This is a genomic window from Chitinophaga pinensis DSM 2588 (assembly GCF_000024005.1).
GTDB classification, from domain to species: Bacteria; Bacteroidota; Bacteroidia; order Chitinophagales; family Chitinophagaceae; genus Chitinophaga; species Chitinophaga pinensis.
In genome coordinates this window covers 3,779,942-3,803,714 of sequence record NC_013132.1, presented here as the reverse complement: position 1 = coordinate 3,803,714, position 23,773 = coordinate 3,779,942, and the positions used below count along the sequence as shown (strand labels likewise).

At 45.4% G+C, this 23,773-nt stretch carries 20 protein-coding genes; 7 read left to right on the top strand and 13 right to left on the bottom strand.

Features of this window, described 5'->3' with window-relative positions; genetic code table 11:
- Window positions 1-81: 81 nt before the first annotated feature.
- The 7 genes from CPIN_RS15370 to CPIN_RS15340 all read right to left on the bottom strand — a co-directional run bounded on the left by CPIN_RS15370 (window position 82) and on the right by CPIN_RS15340 (window position 8,946).
- Window positions 82-636: a peroxiredoxin gene (locus CPIN_RS15370; protein WP_012790730.1), complete on the bottom strand. Its 555-nt coding sequence runs from the start codon at window positions 634-636 to the stop codon at window positions 82-84.
- A gap of 933 nt (window positions 637-1,569) precedes the next feature.
- Complete coding sequence (gene bshB1 / locus CPIN_RS15365) at window positions 1,570-2,301, bottom strand: bacillithiol biosynthesis deacetylase BshB1 (RefSeq protein WP_012790728.1); 732 nt, start codon at window positions 2,299-2,301, stop codon at window positions 1,570-1,572.
- Between the two features lie 40 nt (window positions 2,302-2,341).
- Window positions 2,342-2,857: a P-loop NTPase family protein gene (locus tag CPIN_RS15360; RefSeq protein WP_012790727.1), complete on the bottom strand. Its 516-nt coding sequence runs from the start codon at window positions 2,855-2,857 to the stop codon at window positions 2,342-2,344.
- A 95-nt stretch (window positions 2,858-2,952) separates the two neighbouring features.
- On the bottom strand, window positions 2,953-3,576 hold the full coding sequence (locus CPIN_RS15355) for a DUF4294 domain-containing protein (protein WP_012790726.1): 624 nt from the start codon (window positions 3,574-3,576) through the stop codon (window positions 2,953-2,955).
- Between the two features lie 1,310 nt (window positions 3,577-4,886).
- Window positions 4,887-5,891 (bottom strand): alpha/beta hydrolase, encoded by a 1,005-nt coding sequence (locus tag CPIN_RS15350; RefSeq protein ID WP_012790724.1) that lies wholly within the window; start codon window positions 5,889-5,891, stop codon window positions 4,887-4,889.
- 66 nt (window positions 5,892-5,957) lie between these two features.
- The gene (ccsA, locus tag CPIN_RS15345; RefSeq protein ID WP_012790723.1) at window positions 5,958-8,468 is read right to left on the bottom strand and encodes a cytochrome c biogenesis protein CcsA; all 2,511 of its coding nucleotides are present in this window, start codon (window positions 8,466-8,468) and stop codon (window positions 5,958-5,960) included.
- 85 nt (window positions 8,469-8,553) lie between these two features.
- Window positions 8,554-8,946, bottom strand: a complete 393-nt coding sequence (locus tag CPIN_RS15340; protein ID WP_012790722.1) for a cytochrome c maturation protein CcmE domain-containing protein — start codon at window positions 8,944-8,946, stop codon at window positions 8,554-8,556.
- A 258-nt stretch (window positions 8,947-9,204) separates the two neighbouring features.
- Between CPIN_RS15340 and CPIN_RS15335 the strand changes: the two genes are divergently transcribed.
- The 3 genes from CPIN_RS15335 (at window position 9,205) to CPIN_RS15325 (ending at window position 12,374) form a co-directional block, all read left to right on the top strand.
- A complete protein-coding gene (locus CPIN_RS15335; protein WP_012790721.1) occupies window positions 9,205-10,308 on the top strand; it encodes an agmatinase family protein in 1,104 nt (367 codons plus the stop codon).
- Between the two features lie 119 nt (window positions 10,309-10,427).
- Entirely contained in the window at window positions 10,428-11,030 is a 603-nt protein-coding gene (locus CPIN_RS15330) for a hypothetical protein (RefSeq protein ID WP_012790720.1), read from the top strand.
- Between the two features lie 48 nt (window positions 11,031-11,078).
- Entirely contained in the window at window positions 11,079-12,374 is a 1,296-nt protein-coding gene (locus tag CPIN_RS15325) for a radical SAM family protein (RefSeq protein WP_012790719.1), read from the top strand.
- Between the two features lie 144 nt (window positions 12,375-12,518).
- On the opposite strand, the gene CPIN_RS15320 is transcribed toward CPIN_RS15325, so the two are convergent.
- On the bottom strand, window positions 12,519-13,658 hold the full coding sequence (locus CPIN_RS15320; RefSeq protein ID WP_222838209.1) for an MFS transporter: 1,140 nt from the start codon (window positions 13,656-13,658) through the stop codon (window positions 12,519-12,521).
- Window positions 13,659-13,986: 328 nt separating this feature from the next.
- Here CPIN_RS15320 and CPIN_RS15315 point away from each other — a divergent pair, with 328 nt between their 5' ends.
- From CPIN_RS15315 to CPIN_RS15305, 3 genes are all read left to right on the top strand, one after another.
- Entirely contained in the window at window positions 13,987-14,871 is an 885-nt protein-coding gene (locus CPIN_RS15315; protein WP_012790717.1) for a hypothetical protein, read from the top strand.
- Between the two features lie 129 nt (window positions 14,872-15,000).
- Window positions 15,001-16,470 carry a DUF5723 family protein gene (locus CPIN_RS15310; protein ID WP_012790716.1) on the top strand — a complete coding sequence of 490 codons (1,470 nt, stop codon included), beginning with the start codon at window positions 15,001-15,003 and terminating at the stop codon, window positions 16,468-16,470.
- 86 nt (window positions 16,471-16,556) lie between these two features.
- Window positions 16,557-17,843, top strand: a complete 1,287-nt coding sequence (locus CPIN_RS15305; protein ID WP_012790715.1) for a bifunctional folylpolyglutamate synthase/dihydrofolate synthase — start codon at window positions 16,557-16,559, stop codon at window positions 17,841-17,843.
- 599 nt (window positions 17,844-18,442) lie between these two features.
- Here CPIN_RS15305 and CPIN_RS15300 read toward each other — a convergent pair.
- The 5 genes from CPIN_RS15300 to fbp all read right to left on the bottom strand — a co-directional run bounded on the left by CPIN_RS15300 (window position 18,443) and on the right by fbp (window position 22,280).
- Window positions 18,443-19,009, bottom strand: a complete 567-nt coding sequence (locus tag CPIN_RS15300) for an NUDIX hydrolase (protein WP_012790714.1) — start codon at window positions 19,007-19,009, stop codon at window positions 18,443-18,445.
- Window positions 19,010-19,027: 18 nt separating this feature from the next.
- Window positions 19,028-19,570 carry a YfiT family bacillithiol transferase gene (locus CPIN_RS15295; RefSeq protein ID WP_012790713.1) on the bottom strand — a complete coding sequence of 181 codons (543 nt, stop codon included), beginning with the start codon at window positions 19,568-19,570 and terminating at the stop codon, window positions 19,028-19,030.
- Between the two features lie 48 nt (window positions 19,571-19,618).
- Window positions 19,619-20,383, bottom strand: coding sequence for an ABC transporter ATP-binding protein (locus tag CPIN_RS15290; protein ID WP_012790712.1), 765 nt, complete (start codon window positions 20,381-20,383; stop codon window positions 19,619-19,621).
- A gap of 261 nt (window positions 20,384-20,644) precedes the next feature.
- Window positions 20,645-21,175, bottom strand: coding sequence for a CAP domain-containing protein (locus CPIN_RS15285; protein ID WP_012790711.1), 531 nt, complete (start codon window positions 21,173-21,175; stop codon window positions 20,645-20,647).
- Between the two features lie 100 nt (window positions 21,176-21,275).
- Window positions 21,276-22,280, bottom strand: coding sequence for a class 1 fructose-bisphosphatase (gene fbp / locus CPIN_RS15280; protein ID WP_012790710.1), 1,005 nt, complete (start codon window positions 22,278-22,280; stop codon window positions 21,276-21,278).
- Between the two features lie 178 nt (window positions 22,281-22,458).
- On the opposite strand from fbp, the gene CPIN_RS15275 reads away from it, so the two are divergent.
- Window positions 22,459-23,724, top strand: coding sequence for an aspartate kinase (locus CPIN_RS15275; RefSeq protein ID WP_012790709.1), 1,266 nt, complete (start codon window positions 22,459-22,461; stop codon window positions 23,722-23,724).
- The last annotated feature ends 49 nt before the right edge of the window (window positions 23,725-23,773 follow it).

The window sequence follows — 23,773 nt, the reverse complement described above, 5'->3', positions numbered from 1 at the left end:
TATTTTGCAAATGTCTGTAAAAAATAAAAAGTCCATAGCCGGACGATCCTTTCGGATACAGACTATGGACCTTAAAAAAGATTATGCGTTCAGTGTAGCCTGGCCTTTTTCCCAGTTACAAGGGCACAGCTCGTCTGTCTGCAGCGCATCCAGTACACGCAGTACTTCTTTCACGCTACGACCTACGTTCAGGTCATACAGAGATACCCAACGTACGATACCCTGAGGATCAACGATGAATGTAGCACGGTAAGCAACTTTTTCATTTGCTTCCAGGATACCCAGCTCTTCAGCCAGAGATTTGGAAGTGTCGGCCAGCATCGGGAACTGCAGGTTACGCAGATCTTCGTGGTCTCTTCTCCATGCAGCGTGTACAAACTCAGAATCAGTAGAAGCACCAATTAAGATAGCATCACGGTCAACGAAATCCTGGTAATGTTTGTTGAATTCAGCGATTTCAGTAGGACAAACAAACGTAAAGTCTTTTGGCCACCAGAACATTACTAACCATTTGCCGGAATTCTTCAGTTCTTCGGAAGACAGTTCATAGAACTCTTTACCTTTCTCGATTGATACTACAGCGGTCTTCTTGAACTCAGGAAAGCTTGCTCCTAAAGATAATGTTACATTCTTCATTGTGCGTATATGATTTATTATTTACGTTATATCCTGTTTATATATCCAACTTTCCGGACGCGTGTCATATTCACATGAATTACATATGTCCTTTACGGTTATTCGGGTGCAAAATTGCATGTCTCCTCATTATTAATCAAATAGATTTTGAATACCCCGGCATTGAAATTCTCTATATGCTGTCAAAAATGGCCCTCCTCCTAACTTTACGGCGTTTTTTAATTTTTATTTTATTCCATTAATACAACCTTAACATAAAGTGAAGCCAAACGGAACAATTTGGCACGTTATTTAGTTATATATAGTACCAAAACTTTAACGAATATTATTAAACGACAGGCTATGAAACTAAAAAACGTACTCTTGGTGATTTTTACGATTGGAATTGCACTCATCCCGTTAATTAAAAACGGTCTCGGCAAACATGATGAATTTGATGCTACACAAGACCTGTTCATCTAATGGTTAACGCGCAGATGGTGCCGTATCCTGTAAGAATGACTTTCCTCATGGAGAGCAGGCACTGTTATGCTGGTCAGTCAATGGTAAATGCATCGTTATACTGCGGCTTTACGATTGATTGTCAATACTTTTCCTCTGCCAGTTCACTAATGACTCATTAGTAGCTATCAGCGGGGAAATGCCCCGCATAGCGAACGCATATAGGCTCTCCTTTATTAAAGGATGAACTCATTCCCCATGAAGGAATTACTAATTATGGTTAATTGGTAGTTCCTTTTCGCATTTTAGGCAGTCTTATACCATTTCATAAGCATTCCGGCAGATCTGCGAAATATCGCTGTTTAACATATGAAATCAATGAAAATGGCCCTCATACAAAAAGGCTTCCGCAACGCGAAAGCCTTTTCTATAATATGAATATCGTTTTACTCCACAATCAGTTGCAAATGATGTTGTTAAACATCCACAACATCACGTTACATTATTAATTAAATCTCTAAAGCTACTGATTCCCAACATCTTAACTGTTTTGAATCCTTCCGCATAAGATACCCCAACCATTTTGCCGAATGTAGCGTCTCTAGCTATTACGCCATCAAAGAACGCGGAAGAAGAAATGTAGGTCTTCGGTTCACTATCACCTGCCGCAGCCAGGAACTGGGTCCTGTAGGCCCTGATCGCCTCTTTTTTACGCTCTATGACAGACGATACGTCTATCACAAAATCGGGCTCCTCAAAACGGTCCTGCAGGAAGTGAAATACCTGTTTAGGTCTCCAGGCTGCCTGCGGTTCGCCATTATCAAATGTTTCGATACGTCTCAGACCTGCCAGGAAACAGCTGTCTGCTATCAGACGGGCTGCTCTTCCATGATCCGGGTGACGGTCCTCAAATGCATTGGCCAGCACAATATCCGGCTGGTATTTGCGGATCGCAGCGATCAGTTTGATCTGTTCTTCGGTATCATTCCGAAAGAAGCCGTCTGCCAGTCCGAGGTTATCTCTCACCGATAATCCCATCACTACTGCAGCATCCGCTGCCTCTGCCGCTCTTATTTCAGGTGTACCACGAGTGCCGAGTTCTCCCTTTGTCAGGTCCAGTACCCCAACCTTCATCCCCTGCGCGGCATGTACCATCAGGGTACCTGCACAGGCCAGCTCCACGTCATCAGGATGTGCAGCGATAGCCAGTATGTCTAATTTCATCGAAAATATCCTTTCTTTTGGTGGAGTGCAAAGATAATGCTTAGTTAGTCTTACTGGTGATTAGTATTCCGTATCGCTTGCCGGCATGATCACCGGGCACATCTGCCAGTTTTGCAGCGGGTATGACTTTTATGCTGTCAAGGTTCTTTCTTTCCAGGGCAGCCAGCATTTGTGCCTGGTTGCTTTCAATCGGCGCTCCATCCAGGATATACAGAAACGCACTGTCGCTCCCCTCCTTTTTCAGTTCCTGCTGATAATCAGCAGACAGCTCACCAAACATACGCGTGTATCTCTTTCGGGCAAAAGGCACTGTTTCAATAAAGATTACACCATCCTCACCCCTCGGACCATACTTTTCCTTCAATTTTGATCCCTTTACGATATCAATCAAGGCGATCTTTGTAGGATCCAGTCCTTCCATTCCATTCTTACTTTCCACACTATCAATGAAGATCAGGCCATTCCGGGGAACGCCAGGTATCGAACTCAGGTCTTGTGACATAGCGGCAGCCCCACATAGCAGCAGGCATGCGATCATGAAAATTCTTAAATGCATGTGTGAATTTACGGCAGATTTGCCAGAACAGGGGTTAGCTTAGGTAGAAGGGATTGTTAAAATGAGAAAAGGTCATTCAGCATGAGAAAGGACACTTAGTAGTTGTATGCCCGGGAACCACGGTACATCTCTATTTCCTGTACAATGGCCTCAATATCCCTGTCCTCCTGGGTGTCATAATCGCTCTTCAGGTTACCGCCAAAGAAAAAAGCTACCGTCTGCCACATACGGGCGGAGAAACCACCTTTCAATTCCTTGATAATCTCATAACAGTTCTGCCCGGTCTCCCTGTTAATCAGTTTCATCAGCACCTTTCCCTGGTAAACAGACAGGTTTTCCAGCTTGTCGCCAAACTGGTCTTTCATCTTCTTCTCGATTTCCGAGAGATACTTCTTCCGGTCTTTTTTGTCGTGCAAGGTGGCCAGGTGAGAATTAACGTCTTTTAATATTCTGGCCGCAGATTTCGCATAAGGGTAAGTCACGTACACCGCATTCCGCAAACGCGTCCATGCTTCGCGTTGTTTCCGGAACTTTTTAGGCAGCTTGTCCACGACCTCAAAGATGTGTAAAGTGATGGAAGGAATTGTGTCTGAACCAACTATAATAGCCCCCACTGCAATACTGTCTGCTCCATGACGCGACTGGGCATAACCCCTATTGCGACCGGCAAGGCATAAAATGCTGGCAAACAGGATGAAGAAAGCGGTGAGACGACGCATAAACTCCTAATATGATCTTAAAATTATACTAAAGATATGCTAAAAAAACGATAGCTGCTAAGAGCAGGAAAAACAATAACGAGGCGTTTAAATAAGGGTTTATTCCGGGAGGCTTTTCATAGATAAGCCGTAGATAAACCATAGATAACCCGTATATATCCCAATCTTACAGATACGGGTTATCTACGGCTTATCTACGAGTTATCTATGGGTTATCTACGAGATATCTTGCCGATTGAAACAAGTTTAAGCACAATGTCTTAGGTACAAAAAATCTTACAGTTGACTTATTGAAGCAGGATTAGCTTTACAGGTGTGAGATTATTTCAGCGAGCGCCTTACATGTGTAAATTACTCATTGGGTATAGTCCTGATATAGGTTACGCTATGTTCGATAATCATGGTTTAGGTGGACATGTAGGACAAGTCTTCCAGAACAAACTGCTGTATGCAATATTTGCTGCACATCAAAAACCAACATAATGAATCGGACGAATTAAAGCTCAGTTAGCCAAATCACTAAACCGTGGAAAATGCTGCTTAGTGACTGCTATAAGTTGAAGGAAGTGAATAAAAACAGCCTCCTGCAGATTGTCTGTAAACGGAGGTCGAAGCAAAGGGATAAAAGTAATGAAAATAACAGCTTTACTTACATCATCACTTCAAGTAGTATAGACATCATATTGATAACCAGATAAATGCAATTTTATTTAATTGATCTGCTTTAGAGATACTTACCGATGATTCAGGAAGCTCCGTAACGTGCTTTTTATGCCTCTTTACGTCGTAAATGACCTGATTTTTCATCCTACTTAAAGTAGAATTTGAAGTACAGCGAAGAGAGAAATCTATGCCTTACAATAATTATTTATGCAATAATCCTGCCCCTTTCAAATGACATGTTCCCTGGGAAATTATACTGATCCCGACTATAAAAATCTACAGTTAAAACAAAATCATTAAACACTGATAATCAATATAATAATTCTATCAGATTCAATATTTAACACCACCTGGCAGACCGGAGTGGCACTCCATCAAGCCTAAAACCTTGATTTACACATTTAAATGACCGTGTCAAACAATTCTATTTCTCTGAAAAACAATTATTTATAAAGAATAACTCAAAAAAGAAATGCAAACCTCCTGACACAAAAAAGCCTGCTACGGCCTTAGCAATAGCAGACATTATTTGCCTGGTCTTTAATTCAATATTGGATAGCTGTGATTTCAACCTGGTCAATTAGGAAATGTATGGTAGAAGTGGCTGAAATGTTATGTAGCAATATAACGCTTTCTTACTCAACTTTCTACTTCACAGGTAGCAGGCCCAGCTTTTTTTCTGCGAATGAATCAATCACCCTTTCTACCGCCGGGACATCTTTGGAAGTCAGATAACAACCAATCACATGTGCATCCGCATCCGGGATGGCTACTGCCTCTTTCTTATCCGCCGGCGTACCAAGGGCTTTATGCATGGCAAGGATCGCAGAGACCTTTACCGTTGGATCCTGGTGTTCCTTATCCCGAAAGTAATAAACGTTCAATGCCGGCTGTTTAACGCTGTGAAACACGCCTGGTTCCATCGTTGTTTCCAGCAGACTTTCCAGTTCGACTACAGCTTCTAATCTATATTTATTATACCAATATTTACCCAGCTCCGGCTTTTTCGGAGGCGCCTGTCTGTAATCCCCGTTGCAAACCAGACGGGCCAGTTGTAAGCCCCAGGGATTATTAGCAAGAAAGGCCATGTCGTCATTGATCGCCACATTCGGCGACATATTGATAATGGCATAAATATCATTAGGGTAAGTAGCGGCAAGTTTTAATCCGAGGGTACTTCCGGTCGAGCACGTCACAAGAATCACCTTTTCACCCAGCGCCTTCCCGATACCCAGTGCCTCTTTAGCATCCCGCCACAGTCCACTGGCGGTCATCGTCAGCAAAGGCTCCGAAGTATCCAGTCCGTGACCATCCAGGCGGGATAGGTAAAGGTTGCAACCGTATCGTTTTGCGAAATCCCGGTGTACAGGATTACCTTCCTCCTGACTGGCAGAAAAGCCGTGCAGGTACACTACGCTGAAAGGCGTCTTGTGATGCAGGGAATCATACCATACGATCCGGGCTTCGTTATCAGGCTTTAACTTGTGAAAGCTTTCCTTCGTGGCAACATATTGATCTAATGCTGAAGGTTGTTGTGGGACGGTGGGTAATAAAGGGTCATACCGTGGGGTAACCGGTCGGGGACCAAGGTAATATACAATTACCAGTATTGCTATTACAATCAGGGATATTCGCAGCCAGCTGCTTTTCATGGGAAGTGTATTGTTTTATTCCCGGAGACAGGGACTAGCTGGCGCCTGTCCCCGGGAATAAAAGCGTTATGACTGAATCGATTTTGACTTGTTCGCTTTCACTCTTTGCACAATACTCATTACAAACCCAACAACCATCACCAGGATACCTAACCACAATACATTGATGTATGGGAATATAAATGCTTTCATCACAATATAATCCTTAAACGTATCTGATTCCTTTACTTGTATCTGTATCTTTTTCTCTTTTGGCAGCACTTTACTAAACTTAACATACAGCGACAGTGGCGCAACGGTATCTGGTACGATTACTTCGTAACTGCTGTCACGCAGACTATACACCGGCATCAGGTTGTACTGCTCGTTATTTTTAGTCACCACTCTCAGTTGCGCACCTACCGCCAGGTCATTTGGCTGCGGCGTGTAATTGCGGTTCTGTGGCTGCGGCTGGATACCTTCCAGTATGATGTAACCATTGGCAAAGAACACGGAATCACCCGGCGCGATGTCATGATTATTATACTGGGCAGTATCGCTGGAAGCATCCTTGATAGGCACTGCGGTGATATAAGTAAAGATATCTTTTGTAAAATAATGTTTCGAATCCGGGTTAGGCGTCAGCTGCTGCTGGCCTTTGTTGCTCAGGAAGGCATCCGGATGCAGGGTAAATTTCTCAAGAATATTACCATTTGACGGGTCACGACGCTCGTAACGCACCAGGTAGTAGGTCTTTGCATCACCTTCTGCCAGGGAGTCACCAGCATAGGTAACATGATAGTCGCCCATCTGTACCGGGAAGTTCTTTGGCAGCATCAGGTTTTCCCTTGGATTTTCCTTGCTTTCCTTACCGAAGAATCCGCCATCCAGCATTTTCATCCTGTCGATAGAGATCACCTCTTTCTTAGAAGAAGAGATCAAAATACCTAACAGGACCATACCGAAGCCAACGTGTGCAACGGAACCGCCCGCTACGCGTAATTTGCCTTTCTGACCTACTATGATAAACATAGCGTTTGCCACGATGGCATATACACTTGTGAAGAGCATTACATAGATTGCTCCCAGGAAACCACCGCCGTAAGCATCGTAAGTGATATTTCCGAAGATACCGATCAGACCAGTAATCACAAGACTGATCACAGTAGGAATACCGATTTTCTTAATAAAATGACCTTTAGGCGTGTCTTTGTATTTCAGGTACTGTACGATTGCTGTCAGAATGCCCAACACGATTGCCACGAAGATCTGGATCTTATTATAATGGAAGACACCATCGGAAGGAGGCGCTATGTCCTGCTCCAGACCAAACAGTTTCTTGAGGCCCAGTCCGTTGATGATCTTGTTCCATACCGGAATAGAAGTCGTAAAGGTGATCTGGATGGCAGCGATCATCAGGATCAGCGCACCGACAAACAACCAGAACTCACGGGAGTAAGTGCTTGCTTCTTTCGCTACATCAGGTATCTCCTTACTTCTGATGATCAGCAGGGCAAACGCCGGTATAACAAATACCGCCATATAGACCAGCAACTGACCACTCATACCGAGATCGGTAAATGAGTGTACAGAGGTATCACCCAATACACCGCTACGGGTCAGGAAAGTAGAATATAGGATCAGTACGAAAGTGATAAAGAAGAAGAAGAAAGTTGGTTTCAGTGCATGACCGGAAAACTTAAAGGCCAGCAGGGTATGTATACCCGCTACCAGGGTCAGCCATGGCACCAGGGAAGCATTTTCTACCGGATCCCATGCCCAGTAACCACCGAAAGTCAGTGATTCGTATGCCCAGGCAGCTCCCATCATAATACCTGTACCCAGGATCATGGCAGAGAACAGTGACCAGGGCAGCGCTGGTTTGATCCATTCTTTATATTCACGGGTCCAGAGACCGGCGAAAGCATAGGCAAAAGGAATGATGGTAGACGCAAATCCCAGGAACAGTACCGGCGGGTGGATCACCATCCAGTAGTTCTGCAGGGAAAGGTTCAGCCCATTACCGTCCTTGATGAAATCAAGATAATTCGCATTAGCCACCCATGGTAATCCCTGGTTTTCTTCTGCCAGACGTAGCAGCAGGAAAGGATTGCTACCAACGCGGTAATCTAATATATAGATACCGATCAGCATACTGCCCAGGAAGATCTGTGCAAAAGACAGGGTCGCCATTACCGGCGCCTCCCATTTCTTACCAAAACGTATCAGGAGCAGGCCCAGTACACTGTGCCAGATGGACCACAACAGGAAACTACCTTCCTGGTCAGCCCAGAAGCTGGAGAGCAGATAACTTACCGGCAGGTCGCGGGAGGAGTTCCTCCATACGTATTTGTATTCGAAATAGTGATTGTATAAAGCGTAGTACAGACTGCCGAAAGTGGTGAAAACGGCGAGGGCTTGTATAATGAATGCCCAGCGAGCCAGTTTTTTCCAGGAATTCTTCAACACATCATCTTTGGACTGTACCGCCATAAAGTAGCTGATGCTTGCTAATATAGCTGCGACAAACGCCAAAACTGCCGAAAAATGCCCTATCTGTCCGGGCAACAGATGTTCCCCTATGTATTTTGTATCCAAGACCTGATATTATTAAAAGACCGCAGACGGTCGTCTGCGGACGAAAATTGAATAATAGTTATATGTGGAAGATGGCCCTTAATAATTATGCTTTTCCAATCGCCACCTGATCATTCTTATATTTTGAAGGACACTTCATCAGTATCTTGCTGCATTTGAACTCTCCATTAGACATTTTTCCGGTCAGTACCACACTTTCCGCTTTTTCAAAGTCGGTTGGCTTGGTACCATAGAAAACAACAGGCTGGATCTCTCCTGTTTTATCAACTACATAAAAACGAAGCAGATTGGCATCTTTTACCGGATCATATTCCAGTGTCTTTGTTGTATCGAGTTTACCGATCACCTGAAATTCCTTTCCTTCTTTCTGCCGGGCTGTCGCAAATGTCTCATAAGTACTGAAATCGCCTGCTACTGTTACAATTACGCCAATAGCTACAGCAATGAGTACCAGCAGGACAATATTAGATTTCTTCATATCGCAAATAATTCAGATTCTTCCTTAATGCTCCTTAATCAAAAGTGAAAAGCCGTATACCTTGTTTTTCTTCAATATACAGTCTTCGTCATTGGCAAAATTACGCCAAAATGAACTTCAAGTGTCTTTTTTTACATAAAAGAACACATGATCTTTATCATATAAATTATGGAAAATGGATGCAGCCCCAACTGTGGTAAGCCTCTTATGGTCAAAGCATCATAAATTACTATCTTTGCGCCGGAAAAATCGTTTTGTATGAACGGTTTTTTCCTGGGACCGCCTGTAGGTGGCCTCTTTTTATCAAATTACATTATCATGGCGGATTTATCTCAATTTGATCCCAATTCGGTAAGCCTGTTGTCCAACAACATTTTTGGCCTGCCTACAACTGAAGAGGATGCAAAACTGGTACTATTACCTGTACCCTGGGAAGTGACGGTTTCTTATACGCACGGTACGGCCAGAGGTCCTGAACAGATCTTCAAAGCCTCCCTCCAGGTGGATCTGTATGATACAGATGTAAAAGACGGATGGAAAAATGGGTTTTTCATGCGTGATATCGACAAACAGCTGCTCCTGCGTAGCGATTATCTCCGCAAAGAAGCTGAACTCTACCTTAAATTTCTGACAGAAGGTGGAGATGTCTGTGAAAATGAATTTCTTAAAAAGACCCTGATTGACGTCAATACCGGTACGGTAGCCATGAATGACTGGGTATATCGCCAAACCAAAGACCTGCTGAACAGCGGCAAACTGGTAGCCCTCGTTGGCGGCGACCACAGTACCCCGTTGGGCTTCTTCAAAGCCATCGGTGAGAAAAAGGGCGATTTCGGTATTCTCCAGATAGATGCACACTGTGACCTCCGTAATGGTTACGAAGGTTTCCAGTACTCCCACGCCTCTATTATGTATAATGCACTCAAGGAAGTTCCTCAGCTGACCAAACTGGTACAGATCGGTATCCGTGATTACTGTGAAGAGGAAGTAGATTATATTAATAACAGCAATGGGAAAGTGGTGACCTTCTTCGACAAGGACATCAAAACCCGTCAATATGAAGGTGATACCTGGAAGACGATCTGTGACGAAATCGTTGCTACACTCCCCCAACAGGTGTATATCAGTTTTGATATCGATGGTCTGGATCCAAAGCTGTGTCCGCGGACGGGTACCCCGGTACCTGGCGGCTTCGAAACAGAACAGCTGTATTACCTTTTCCGAAAAATCATTGGCAGCGGCCGTAAACTGATCGGCTTTGACCTGAACGAGGTAAGCACCTCTCACGATGAATGGGATGCGAATGTAGGCGCAAGGGTGCTGTTTAAGCTGTGCAATCTATTGATACTATCGAATCAGTAACAATTAAGAATTAGGAATTAAGAATTAGGAATTGGGCTGCTTCGGGACGAGGGTATATATATTATATAAGCACCTTGTTAAAAAGCGGCCTGATAGGATTTATATAAAAAAGACTGTTGATGAGCGACAATATGACTAAATACAGGATCAGGATACTCCAACCGAATGCAGAGACGCGCCTTCGCATGCAACCTGTTATGCACGGCCTGGCCGGCATTCTCTTTTTAATGAATGGAATAGGTGCATACAACAGTCCGTCGCCTAACTGGGCGATGGCCATCTTTTTTATCATACTGGGTATTGGCAGTCTGGCGTTTCCGTTTTTCATGAAACGCTTCCGTAATATACAATCGGCCAACAGCCTCGCCCGCCTGATCCAGGCATTTGTGAGTCTGACCGGTTGTCTGTTCTTCCTCAGCCATATGCAGCCGCTCATTGGTATCCTGCTATTCCTGACAGGTGTTGCTTCCGCTTATATCGGATGGGCAGAGTATAAGCTCTTCCAGCCTTGTTATATTAAGATTGACATGATGGGTCTGAGTCTGCCGGGTACCTTTTCAGACAAGGTGATTGGCTGGAACCAACTGAATAACGTAATTTTGCGGAATGACCTGCTCACGATAGACTTCAAAAACAATAAGGTATTACAACTGGAAGTGATTGACGAAACGGGTGCAGCGACCGCGGAAGAAATGAACGCTTTTTTTAAAAGCAGAATCTGATAACGCAGCGGACAATATTACAAATTCAACAAGAAACTATCTGAACATTTGAAACAGTCTCCATACATCCTTTATTCTGATGGTAAAGGCAATATCTTCGAAGACACCTCCATGCTGACTACCGGCCGTAGTGGCTGGGACGCCTGGCCGATCGATCCGGAAGAATGGATAGAATTGCCGGAAGGTGGTTCTCTTTATGAACTGCCAGGACGCCGGGGTATCGGTCTGGATGCTAAAACCGGTGAAATGGGTATCTGCGACAAGGGATGGGCCGTTGCTGCCTTTATTCCGCCTGCACATACCGGTTATTACCTGGCGGCATACGAAACGATGCCGGATGCACCTACCCTGCCCCTTTTCTGCTATACCGCAGTAGGTTGGCTGGATGGTAAGTTTTATGTACCTGCTACCCGTATCGAACAGGACATCCGTCAGGAATGTGCCGGTTTTGATGATAAAAAGGTGAAACAGGGCGTAGAACAATTACTGAGCGCATATCCGCACAACCGCCTGGTGCAACACCTGGCAGATAACTGTGCCCTGACATACCACTGCCCTGCTGCCCGTAACTATTTCATGGGTCGCTGGGAATGTCCGATCCCTTCCTCTCCTGCGTGTAACGCCAACTGTATCGGTTGTATTTCTTTCCAGCCGGAAGAAGAAACAATCGTATCTACACAGGACCGTCTGCGTTTCAAACCGACTGCTGAAGAGATTGTGGAGTATACAGTCCCTCACCTGGAAACAGCGCCGTTCCCGATTGTGAGTTTCGGACAGGGTTGCGAAGGCGAACCACTGCTGATGTGGGAAACCATCCGCGAATCCATCATTGAGATCCGTAAACATACACCGAAAGGCAGTATCAACATCAATACCAACGGTAGTAAACCAGATGCAGTACGTGAACTGTGTAAGGCAGGTCTGAACAGCATCCGTGTAAGTACCAACTCTGTACAGGAGAAATTCTATACGCCATACTACCGTCCGAATAACTATAAATTTGAAGACATCATTGAAAGTCTGAAAGTGGTACGTGAATTTGGCGGATGGACGTCCATTAACTATTTCACTTTCCCTGGTATGACCGACAGCGTGGATGAATATGAAGCGCTGCGTAAGCTAATCAGGGATACCGATCTGCAGATGATCCAATGGCGTAACTTTAATATCGATCCTGACTGGTACCTGGGTCGTCTGGGTATTACCGAAGTAGGCGACTGCCTTGGTATCAAACAGCTGCAGGAGCTGATCCAGGAGGAATTCCCTCACCTGAAATATGGTTATTTCAATCCACCGATTGAGAGGATCACGGGTGATTACGAGAAAGACTTCGCACACTACTAGTCAATTAAGAATTAGGAATTAACAATTAAGAATTGATGGGTTAGTGTCTTACAATGATCTTTAATTGTTTTAAGATAAAAGAGCAAGGCGTCTGCTGATATCAGCGGACGCCTTGCTCTTTATGTTTATTCAGTTCGGGGAATACTAACTTTTTACCAGTATTTCCACCTCTTTATTATCAGCTGTTTTTTTATACAGGATATAGAATCCTATTCCGGTCAGAGTACATAGCGCAGTGGTACAATACCACCAGGAAGAAAAGCCGTAGTGGCCGACCATAAAAGAGCCCAGCGTAGGCGCAAGTATACTTGATATGGAGAATGACATGGTGTAGAGACCTGCGTATTGTCCGCGGTTATGATCACTGCTTCTCATGACAAAAAACGAGTTCATAAAAGGAATACTCAGCATCTCTCCTGCTGTGAATAATAATATAAACACGACGCCTGCGGCGGCTACCGGTGGCAGTAAGTTAAAGCTCAGATAACCGATACCGGCCAGTATCACACCACGGGTGATGAATTGCAGGCTATGCATCTTTCCTTCCAGTTTATATACCAGTACCATTTCAAAGAAAGCGACCAGTAAACCGTTTAACCCCATCAGCATACCGATGTGGGCTTCCTGCATATTGACCACTGACTTCAGGTATAGCGGTACCATGGTGGATAGCTGAAGGAAGCCGGTGGTAAATACGACGATCAGCAGTACGAAAGCGAGGTACACCCCATCTTTATAAACGCTGTCTGATTCATTGGATTTCACGCAATCTACCGGTTTAGGTGGCTTAGGCGCTACTTTTACCGGTGGAAGCAGTACCCGCATAATGATGATGGCGATGATACAACTTAAACCATCCACCCAGAAAAGGAGGTGATAACTATAACCCGCCAGAATCCCCCCCAATGCCGGTCCGACGGACCAACCCAGGTTAGATGCCAGTCTGTTAAGTGAATAAGATCTTGTGCGGTTTACAGCGGTACTATAATAAGCCGTAGCGGCAACGTTTGCCGGTCTGAACGCATCGCCCACACAACTCAGTATAAAGATGCAGACACAAAACTGTGGTAAGGTGCGCATCTGTCCCAGTACCAGGAAAATGAGCCCCTGTAGCAGCAGGCTCCAGAACTGCACGGGATAGAAGCCGATCCTGTCGGAAAGACGTCCGCCGATAAAAGATCCGCAGATAGCGCCTGAACCGAAACAGGCCATTACAATCCCCGCTTGTTCGATGGAAAAATGCAGTTCATGCGTCAGATATACCGTCATGAAAGGTATTACCATTGCGCCACTGCGATTGATTAACAAAACTACAGCCAACAGCCAGGTTGAAGGTGATAGGCCGGCATACGCCTTTCTGTACAAAGAAAAAATTGGTGACATCCCTGAAGCTCTAAAGATGGTACAAAATTAGGTGAATAAAGTTGATGCTGGCAATAATAATTACACATGAAAAACAGTTAAATAATTATCTGATCCCTTTTCAGGACCTGGCAGTCGGAAATATTGGGATTCAGCGGGTTATCAGAACGGGTAATAAGACACAGGATAAGAAAAGCCTGACGGGCCGGACAGGCTGTATACACTTTAAAAAATATCCTTACTTTTGGGTATGCCGAAAAAAGAAGACAATACGGACAAGAATTTAAAAGCAGCCGGCGCCACCATTGCCGTACACGCATTAGTGTTAGTTGTGCTGCTACTGGCAGGTTTCTCTGCACCGCCTCCTTTACCGGATCAGGATCTGGGTATGGAAGTGAATCTCGGTACTTCAGATGAGGGTATGGGAGATGAACAACCATTGAACCCGAATCCACCGAGCAGTGGTGAGGCCAGTGCGTCTACCCCTCAGAATGAACCTGTGCCTTCGGCTGACAATGCTACCCAGGAAGACATTGCCACACAGGATGATGAAGAGGCTCCGGAGATCACCAAACCGGAAAAACCGGTGGAGAAACCAAAGGAAACCAAAAACCTGGAACCAAAGCCAACCAAAACACCTCCTAAAAAGAATTCAGATAATCCGCCGGCGCCGGTACCTCCTGCGCCGAAGCCTAAAGCAGTATACGCAGGTGGCAGCTCCAGCAGCAGCAACAGCGGTAATAACGCCCAGAGCAGTAATAACTCTACCGGCGAAGGTAATACGGGCAAACCAGGCGACCGTGGCCAGATCAATGGTAATCCTGACGGCGGCGGTTATACCGGTGGTGGTCTTGGCGGTGGACGTTCAGACTTCCGTCTTAATGGCCGTACCCTGCTGAGTAAACCTTCACTGACCTACGATGGAGACCAATCAGGTTATATTGCGGTTAACATTAAGGTAGACAGGCAAGGTAATGTGATCGCCACTTCGCACTCCCTGAAAGGTTCTACGCTGAATAACCCACGTCTGATCGAAATTGCCAAAAGAGCAGCCTCTCAGCTGAAATATAACGTTAACGACGACGCACCTGAAGTACAGTTCGCACTTATTAGATTTTATTTTAAAGTACAATAAGATATTTAAATATATTTGCATGGGAAGAGATCGCTGATCTTTTCCCATTTTCTTTTGTAGTGCCCGCCAATAAACGGCTAGATATTTGCGTTATTGGGGGGAAACCGAACTGCCAACTAATTACTGCATATGCCATTTCGTGTAAAGCTGTTAAGACATCTACGACTGTTATTCATTGCCATCTCTTTATTTGGGTCATATGAGGCCCGGGCTCAGTTTACCTTAGGAGGTTATTCCAATAGCCATTACGCGGGTATTCATGGTGTGCCCAACAACCCTGCGATGGCCGCAGGTACACATTACAAATGGGACGTTAACATCGCCGGTATCAACGCTGCTGCCGGTAACACATATATCCGTTTCCCACGCTCTATTCTTCTGCATCCTCCTGATTCTCTGAGAGACCTGAAAAGAAACCGTGATTACTTCCCGGATACAGCAGGTACAGGCAGACAGTTTGCATGGGGCAACGTAGACGTGATGATGCCATCCGTACTGTACTCCCTCGACGAACTCAGCGCTGTTGCATTCACCTGGCGTGTACGTTCAATGGTTAACGGTGGCAACGCTACTACTGATGTTGCCAACTTCTTTGCACTGGACTTCCCGAATCCCCGGTTTAACAACCAACGTTTCGACATGGAATGGGTAAACGCCAGCTTCCATTGGTGGAATGAGTTCGGTTTTACTTATGCCCGTGTACTGAAAGATGATGGTAATACCGTATTCAAAGCCGGCGCCACCTTAAAACTCCTCTCCGGCGTAGCCGCAGGTTACGCACAGGTAGAAGGCGCTTCCTTTGCAATGCATTCTACTACCAACGGTGAAATCAACGATGGTACCCTGAAAGTAGGCTACAGCGATGGACTGGCTAAATGGGAAAGCCCTACCCTGAGCAACTATAAAGTATTCGGTAATATGGGTCTGGGGATGGACCTGGGTATCACCTACGAATGGCGAGAGGTGATAGACGGTCTGACCGGTTACGATGACTCCCAGTGGAATCCCGAAGCGGATGACTACAGGCTCCGTTTAGGTGTATCCCTCACCGACCTCGGTAGCATCACCTATAAAAAGTCACCCGACAGCAAAGACCTGGACCTCCGCACAGAAAACATCAATACCAGCGATCTGAGGCAGCGCAGAGGTGAAAGTGTACAGGCATATTACCGCCGTATCAGCACTTACTTCAACGAAATTCCTTCTGATGAAAAGTTCCGTATGAACACACCTGCGGCACTGAATCTGATGGCAGACTATAACATCGACGGCCGCTTTTATGTAAACGCTGCTGGTCGTCTTGCGCTGAACTCCGGTAAATATGACCCTAGCAAAACATACGTGATGTCTTACTTTCAGGTAACGCCACGTTATGAAGCCCGTCATATCGGTGGCTATCTGCCTTTGAGCGTAAACCGTAACGGACAGTTCGATGCCGGTCTTGGTCTGCGTCTCGGTCCATTGGTCATCGGATCTACCACCATGTTATCTAACCTCTTCCAGAAGAACAAAAACCGTCTGGATGGCTTCGTAGCCCTGCGTATCATTCCTATCAAACGCGGTGAAGGTAAAGTAGGATGCCCTGGCACCAACTTCTAAGAATTTTACCGACGATATTTATATGAGTTAATTTACATTTGGGGTCCGGAACAAATCTTGTATTTGTTCCGGCATACCAAATGTATATGAACTACCAGGAAACGGTTGACTACCTCTATCAGCAGCTACCCATGTTCACCCGGGTAGGCGCCAGTGCCTTTAAAAAGGACCTTCACAATACGATCGAGCTTTGCAAACAGCTCGGCGATCCACAGCATAAATTCAAATCCATACATGTAGCCGGCACTAACGGAAAAGGCTCTACCAGTCATATGCTGGCAGCTCTATTCCAGCAAGCAGGTTACAAAACAGGATTGTACACCTCTCCTCACCTGCTTGACTTCCGTGAGCGGATCCGTATCAACGGAGAAATGGTGTCTAAAGAATTCGTCGTTGCATTCGTCGAACAAATGCAGCCCGCTATCGAAAGCCTTGAACCTTCCTTCTTTGAACTGACCGTCGCCATGGCCTTCCAGTACTTTGCACTGGAACAGGTCGATATCGCCATCATCGAAGTTGGCCTCGGCGGCAGATTAGACAGCACCAATATCATCACCCCCGAACTTTCCGTCATCACCAATATCAGCTATGACCACATGCACATCCTCGGTAATACCCTGCCGGAGATTGCATCGGAAAAAGCGGGCATTATCAAAGCAAATGTGCCGGTCGTTATTGCACAGACGCAGTCAGAAATTGAGTCTGTCTTCATCGATAAAGCCGCCTTCCTCGGTGCACCGATTCATTTCGCTGATCAGGAATGGCTGATCCAGGAGACGGAATTTGCCCAGGGACAGCTAAAATTGGGCCTGCAGCATACGCATAGCGGCGATATGAAAACCATCCGGACAGACCTGAGCGGCCAGTACCAGATGAAGAATATTATGGGCGTGCTTTCGGCGTGGAAAATACTACAGAAAGCGGGTTGGGAACTGCCGGAGCAGACAGTCCTGACGGCGCTGTCTCATGTTAAAAAACTGACCGGATTGCGGGGGCGTTGGGAGACGGTTGCACATGATCCGCTGACGATCTTTGATGTGGGGCATAATGAAGCAGGGATTACAGAGATTGTGCAGCAGCTGCAGCATATGGTGTATCGGCATTTGCATATTGTGACCGGGTTTGTGAAGGATAAAGAGGTGAATAAAGTGTTGCCGTTGTTCCCAACGGCGGCGACGTATTATTTTTGTAAGGCGCAGTTGCCAAGGGCGATGGATCAGCAGGAGCTGGCGGAGCTGGCGCAGCAGCATGGCCTGAGAGGGCATGCGTATGAGACGGTGCAGCAGGCGTTTCAGACGGCGAAGCAGCAGGCACATAAAGATGATATTGTGCTTGTGTGTGGTAGTTTCTTTATCGTTGCAGAGGTGATGTAATTTATTAATTCATATTTGAGAGGACTGCGTAGTTGGTATGCAGTCCTTTTTTTTTATGCTGCGGTTTAAGATAATAAGTGTTTCCTTCTGTTCGTCTTGGCGGGTTAGATGTTTTCAGGATGCACTTTTGGTTGATAAGCTGTGTTGGGCTCCTGTGCTGCAGTTTCAGATAGGCCCGCGAACCTATCTGAAACCCTCCGCTGTTATCGCCTGGCCGGGAGCATATTGGTTTTAGTAAGTAAGTGAGTGTTTGGATCTGTTTCTACTTCTCAAACCGTCTGCGGTTATCGCCTTGCCTTGAACATATTGTTTTAGTAAGCAAGTACGTGCTGGCCTTGCATCAGCAGGTGATCAGGATAGGCACAAAAAAAGGAACGCTTGTATGTCAGGCATCGTTTGATGTTGCTGAATACAAGCGTTCTTTTATGTGGGTAGTACGTTGATCTCAGGTGTTTGGACCAGGATTCATCTACGGCTACTATGCGATGTACAAAGTACAGTACTTAATGTACGATGTATGCAATGTTATACTATACGCATTTTGTGGTAATGCGGTTATGCAGGTGTATATTGTATACTGCATCACTGTAGTGCATGCCTTATGCCTTTTGGATCTTTAATTCCTTCAGACGCAGTAATGCATAGAACAAACAGCTGACGTGCAGACTTTGCAGGATCTGGTTGTCGAGGAGCAGCTTTTCTACGTCTTCGAGATCCATGAAGACGAGTTCGATTTCTTCGTTTTCGTCGAGATCCTGTTCCTGTACCTTTTTACCACCGGTGGCCAGGAACATATGTGTCAGGTTGTTGCTGGAGGCAGGATTGGGTGCAACGGCGCCGAGGTTGATGAGTTTATCAAATTCGTAGCCGGTTTCTTCCAGTAATTCACGGCGCATGGCAAATTCAGGGGATGGATCTGTATCGTCCATTGTGCCGCCGGGAATTTCGAGGACCGCTTTACCGATGCCTTGTCTGAACTGGCGGACCATGATGATACGGCCGTCGTCAGTTACAGCGACACAGTTTACCCAGTCATTGTATTCCAATACATAATACGGTTCAACAATCTTTCCCTGAGGCGTTTCACATTTGTCGCGACGGGCTGTTAACCAGTTGTCTTTGAAAAGGTATTCAGAACTTAATGTTTTCCAGTCTAATGATGCCATGATTCTTCTGTTTATTGTTTAGTGCCAGTTATTGCGCTCTTTTAATCTTTCTACCTGTGCCAGGTGATGCCGGCCATGCCAGGAATAGGTGCCGGCCAGGGTCCTTAAAGCGATGGTTTTACCGCTTTCAGGATGTACAAATGTGCGGGCCCACTGTTCCGGTGTCAGGTTATCCATGAGGTTTACCCAACGGGTATGTAAGGCATGTAATAAAGTCAGCGAAACATTGATGGGTGTTTTCTTTACATCCGGTAATTCCGCCCAGGCACTTTCATTATAGGCTTTGATGACAGGATTGTCTTCTGTCAGCGCCCACTTGAAACGGGTGAGTGCCTGCGTGTGACTGTCCACCAGATGGTGTACAACCTGGTATACCGCCCAGCCTTCGGGTCTGTAAGGAGTGGCTAACTGCGCCTCGTCCAGACTTTGTACTACGATCTCTATCAGGGATGGTAAGTATCTGATATCGCTAATGTAACCTTTCAAAACGCGGTCTGAGATTTCAGCAGGCGCTTCGAATTTGCCGATAGGGTATTTGAGTTGCTCCAGGTCGATGTCCATAATCGTGTCAGTATGATTTGGGTAATATAAAAATCGGGAGGATCCACACTAATCTTCTCTCAGGCCTTTGCCGGTCATGTGGATGAACACATCTTCCAGATTGGCTTTCTTCACTTCTTTCTTACGCTCAAATCCACCGGCTACCAGCTGATCAATCAGGCTGTCAGGAGACTCCAGCGCAATGATACGGCCGCTGTCAACAATCGCACAGCGATCGCAGAGGAATTCGGCTTCGTCCATGTAGTGTGTGGTAATAACAACGGTAGTACCCTTGGCGCGTACTTCCTGGATCAGGTCCCAGAGATTACGTCTTGCCTGAGGATCTAAACCGGTTGTGGGTTCATCGAGAAATATAATCTTAGGCTTGTTGATCAGCGTTGTGGCAATGGAAAAACGCTGCTTCTGTCCGCCGGAGAGTTCTTTATACTTGGCTTTCGCTTTATCTTCCAGGTTAAAAGAGGCCAGCAGCTCTTTAGGATTGACTTCCTGGTTGTACAGTCCGCAGAATAGCTCTATCAGTTCTGTCAGGTTCAGTCCGGGATAATATCCTGAACTCTGTAACTGCACCCCTATCAGCTTTTTGATGGATTCCGGATCCTTATCCAGGTCATACCCGTCAACGATCACTGTTCCGGAGGTTTTATCCCTCAATGTCTCTATAATCTCTAAAGTAGTGGACTTACCTGCGCCGTTAGGGCCTAAGAGGCCGAATATTTCATTTTCGTAAACATCGAAACTGATACCTTTAACTGCCGTAAAATCGCCATATTGCTTAACCAGGTCCTTTACTTCGATAATCTTCCTCTTTTCCATGGAACGAAAATACAATTCAATTAGGAATTAGGAATTACGAATTAGGAATTGGGACATAAATGCTCCTAAACCAGCCAATAATTTCTTCAGGGATATTGACTTATTTCTGTATAATAAAAAAAGCGGGGTGCTTTATATAATGAAGCACCCCGCGTAAAATGTTATTAATTAATCATTAGTAATAAGAATCCGATTCTCTTCTCCATCATCTCCGCTGCATTTAATTCCTAATTCGTAATTCCTAATTCCTAATTGAATTGGCTATTTCTTCACGAAAAACTGCGTAAAATAAGTAACCTTTCCTTTCTGAGTAGCACCGATGCCGATCAGGTTAAAATCACCCAGCATATTGCGACGGTGACCGGGGCTCTTAATCCAGCCATCTACCACACCTTTCGCATCCAGGTTACCATAAGCCACGTTCTCTCCTACGCCGGATACACCATGGAATTTCAGTGTAACTGCGTCATTACGGATCTCAAACTGATCGTGACCAAAGGCTACTTTGCCGGAGGCCATGTTATCGCTGTGCTTCTGGGCCAGCTGTGAGCAGTATGATTCCAGTTTCAGGGGAGGCAGACCTTTGGTGGCTCTGAACTCGTTGGTATAATAAAGGATGTCCTTGATCAGTTTTGCGTCGCCGTCGGCAGTCGGTTCCTTGCTAACAGGAGCAGGTCCCTCTTTTACAGTGGTATTGCTTTTAGCAGGTGCTGCCGATCTGGAACAGGAAAATACGAACAGGTGGAAAGTCAGAAAAAATCCGAATACGGCAAATGTGAGCTTGCGGTTCATAGTGTGTATGGTAATAGATAATAAATAATTTACATTAGACAAAGATAACCAGTGCTGGTTTAGCAATAGTTATACCAAAAGCTCATATTTGCATTTTTTTCTAACTATTTACTATTCGCTGCCAAACATCCATCATGTTTCTGGACCCCAAAAATACCGGCACCCGCTGGTGTAATTTGGATGGTTTCAGTTCCAGCAGTCTTTGTCTGCCGGTAGCCATTGCCAGTCCGCCGGCCTTTTCCATGATGAATGACATGGGGTTGCACTCATAACATAAACGCAAACGTCCCCCTGCATATTTTCCAAAAGCCGGATACATGAAAATTCCTCCCTGAATAAGCGTACGGTGTACCTCTGCCACCATACATCCTACAAAGCGATGGCGGTATATTTTGCCATGTTCATCTTTTGCCAGGAAATAGTCGATCGCATTACGGACCTTATCTTCATAGAGATGATAGTAACCTATGTTGACGGAAAAGATATCACTTTCTCCTGGGCATTTAAGGTTCGGATGGGACAGACAGAACTCTCCGATAGACGGGTCGAGCGTGAAGCCCTGTACACTACGGCGGGTTGCGTATACCAGCATGGTGGAAGAACCATAGATGATGTAACCGGCTGCAATCTGTACATAACCCGGTTGCAGGAAGTCTTCCAGTTCACAGACAGTACCGGTAGGCGTTAACCTGCGATAAACAGAAAAGATGGTACCGATAGAGACATTGACGTCGATGTTACCGGATCCGTCCAGGGGGTCCAGCAGCACTACATATTTGGAGTTTTTGGAGTGCTCGTCGTCAAAGGCGATAAAGTTCTCTTCCTCTTCAGAGGCTACTCCGCAGCAATAAATACTACTACGCAGAGAACTGATGAACTGATCATTGGCAAATTCATCCAGTTTCTTAACTTTCTCGCCCTGTACATTGATTTTGCCCGCCTCTCCAAGAATATCGGCGATACCGGCCTTGTTGACTTCTACGTTCACACGCTTGGCCGCCAGACCTATATCTCTCAATAAACCAGACAGTTGTCCTGTTGCTCCGGGGTAATTCCTCAGCTCCTGGATGGTAAACTCATCCAGGGTCATTACTTTTCTGTTCATATATAATGGATTAGTTTTCTCATAACTGTGAGCTGCCTCTGGCATTCTCGTCTCGTCAGCTAATTTACCGAAAACGGACATTTTAATGAAACTGTCATTTTCCACGAAACAAATTTTAAAACAAATTCAAAGTTGTCTTACTTTGCCCCGTATTTTTTTCACGGAAGATTAAGCATATATGAAGGTTTTCAAATTTGGAGGTGCAAGTTTAGAAAGCGTTGAACGTATTCAACAGGTAGCTACTATCGTACAGTCATTCCCGGATCAGCAGATACTGATCGTGATATCGGCGATGGGCAAGACAACGAATGAACTGGAGAAAGTGGCGCAGAACTTCTATCTGCGCAAGCGTGAAATAGCAGCGCAGCTGCTGCATAACATTGAAGAGCAACACCTTGAAGTAGCAGATAAACTGCTGGGTACCCGGGATAATCCGGTATTCGAACAGTTACAGCAATTCTTTACGGAGGCCGAATGGACACTTGGCGAAAAGCCAGGCCGTTCATTCGATTACTATTACGATCAACTGGTAAGTCTCGGCGAATTACTGAGTACTGCTATCGTCAGCGCTTATTTTAACCTCGCCGGTGTGAATAATAACTGGATGGACGTTCGTGACGTATTCCGCACAGACGATACCTTCCGGGACGCAAATATCGACTGGACCGTAACAACACAGAATGTTCAGGAAAAGGTGCTCCCCCTGTTTAAAAAGGCTAATATCATCATTACGCAGGGTTTTATCGGCAGTACTGACCAGAATGAAAGTGTAACACTGGGCCGTGAAGGCAGCGACTACTCAGCCGCCGTATTTGCCAATATGCTGAATGCAGAAAGCCAGACCATCTGGAAAGATGTGGAAGGTTTGAAAAACGCGGATCCGAAATTATTCCCCAACACCATCAATATCCCTGAAATTAGTTACAGTGAGGTGATCGAAATGGCTTATTATGGTGCACAGGTGATCCACCCAAAGACCATCAAACCACTCCAGAACAAGCAGATTCCCCTTTATGTAAAGAGTTTTCTGAATAAAGACCTTCCGGGTACCGTGATCAAGGAAGAAACTGAGACAAAGCAGTTACCGCCCATCATAGTACTGAAGAAAAATCAGGTGCTGCTGACCATCACTTCCCGCAACTTTGACTTCATCACAGAAGACAGGATCAGCGACGTCTACGAGCGTTTTCACCAGCTGAAAATCAAGATAAATTTGATGCAGAATGCCGCCATCAGTTTCTCCTGCTGTATTGATAATAACCCGGAGAAAATAGAGGCTTTAATGAAGGCATTACACGATGACTTTAAAATCTCATATAACGAAGGTTTGGAATTACTGACCGTTCGTTATAACCAGGATGGATTGTTGGAAGAACTGAGCAAAGACAGGACTGTCTTGTTGGAACAACGATCACTCATCACAATTCAGCGTTTACTGAAATAAAATTTCCTACCTTTTTGCAACCTTTTCAGTGCAGGTTCGTCTTTTAATA

Coding starts and splice junctions, on each gene's coding strand:
- CPIN_RS15360 (WP_012790727.1), bottom strand. CDS start 2,857: ATGCATTTAAGAATTTTCATGATCGCATGCCTGCTGCTATGTGGGGCT.
- CPIN_RS15300 (WP_012790714.1), bottom strand. CDS start 19,009: ATGGCATCATTAGACTGGAAAACATTAAGTTCTGAATACCTTTTCAAA.
- CPIN_RS15320 (WP_222838209.1), bottom strand. CDS start 13,658: ATGGTAATACCTTTCATGACGGTATATCTGACGCATGAACTGCATTTT.
- CPIN_RS15340 (WP_012790722.1), bottom strand. CDS start 8,946: ATGAAGAAATCTAATATTGTCCTGCTGGTACTCATTGCTGTAGCTATT.
- CPIN_RS15335 (WP_012790721.1), top strand. CDS start 9,205: ATGAACGGTTTTTTCCTGGGACCGCCTGTAGGTGGCCTCTTTTTATCA.
- CPIN_RS15305 (WP_012790715.1), top strand. CDS start 16,557: ATGAACTACCAGGAAACGGTTGACTACCTCTATCAGCAGCTACCCATG.
- CPIN_RS15275 (WP_012790709.1), top strand. CDS start 22,459: ATGAAGGTTTTCAAATTTGGAGGTGCAAGTTTAGAAAGCGTTGAACGT.
- bshB1 (WP_012790728.1), bottom strand. CDS start 2,301: ATGAAATTAGACATACTGGCTATCGCTGCACATCCTGATGACGTGGAG.
- CPIN_RS15290 (WP_012790712.1), bottom strand. CDS start 20,383: ATGGAAAAGAGGAAGATTATCGAAGTAAAGGACCTGGTTAAGCAATAT.
- CPIN_RS15350 (WP_012790724.1), bottom strand. CDS start 5,891: ATGAAAAGCAGCTGGCTGCGAATATCCCTGATTGTAATAGCAATACTG.
- CPIN_RS15370 (WP_012790730.1), bottom strand. CDS start 636: ATGAAGAATGTAACATTATCTTTAGGAGCAAGCTTTCCTGAGTTCAAG.
- CPIN_RS15295 (WP_012790713.1), bottom strand. CDS start 19,570: ATGGACATCGACCTGGAGCAACTCAAATACCCTATCGGCAAATTCGAA.
- CPIN_RS15355 (WP_012790726.1), bottom strand. CDS start 3,576: ATGCGTCGTCTCACCGCTTTCTTCATCCTGTTTGCCAGCATTTTATGC.
- CPIN_RS15315 (WP_012790717.1), top strand. CDS start 13,987: ATGCCGAAAAAAGAAGACAATACGGACAAGAATTTAAAAGCAGCCGGC.
- CPIN_RS15330 (WP_012790720.1), top strand. CDS start 10,428: ATGAGCGACAATATGACTAAATACAGGATCAGGATACTCCAACCGAAT.
- CPIN_RS15310 (WP_012790716.1), top strand. CDS start 15,001: ATGCCATTTCGTGTAAAGCTGTTAAGACATCTACGACTGTTATTCATT.
- CPIN_RS15285 (WP_012790711.1), bottom strand. CDS start 21,175: ATGAACCGCAAGCTCACATTTGCCGTATTCGGATTTTTTCTGACTTTC.
- fbp (WP_012790710.1), bottom strand. CDS start 22,280: ATGAACAGAAAAGTAATGACCCTGGATGAGTTTACCATCCAGGAGCTG.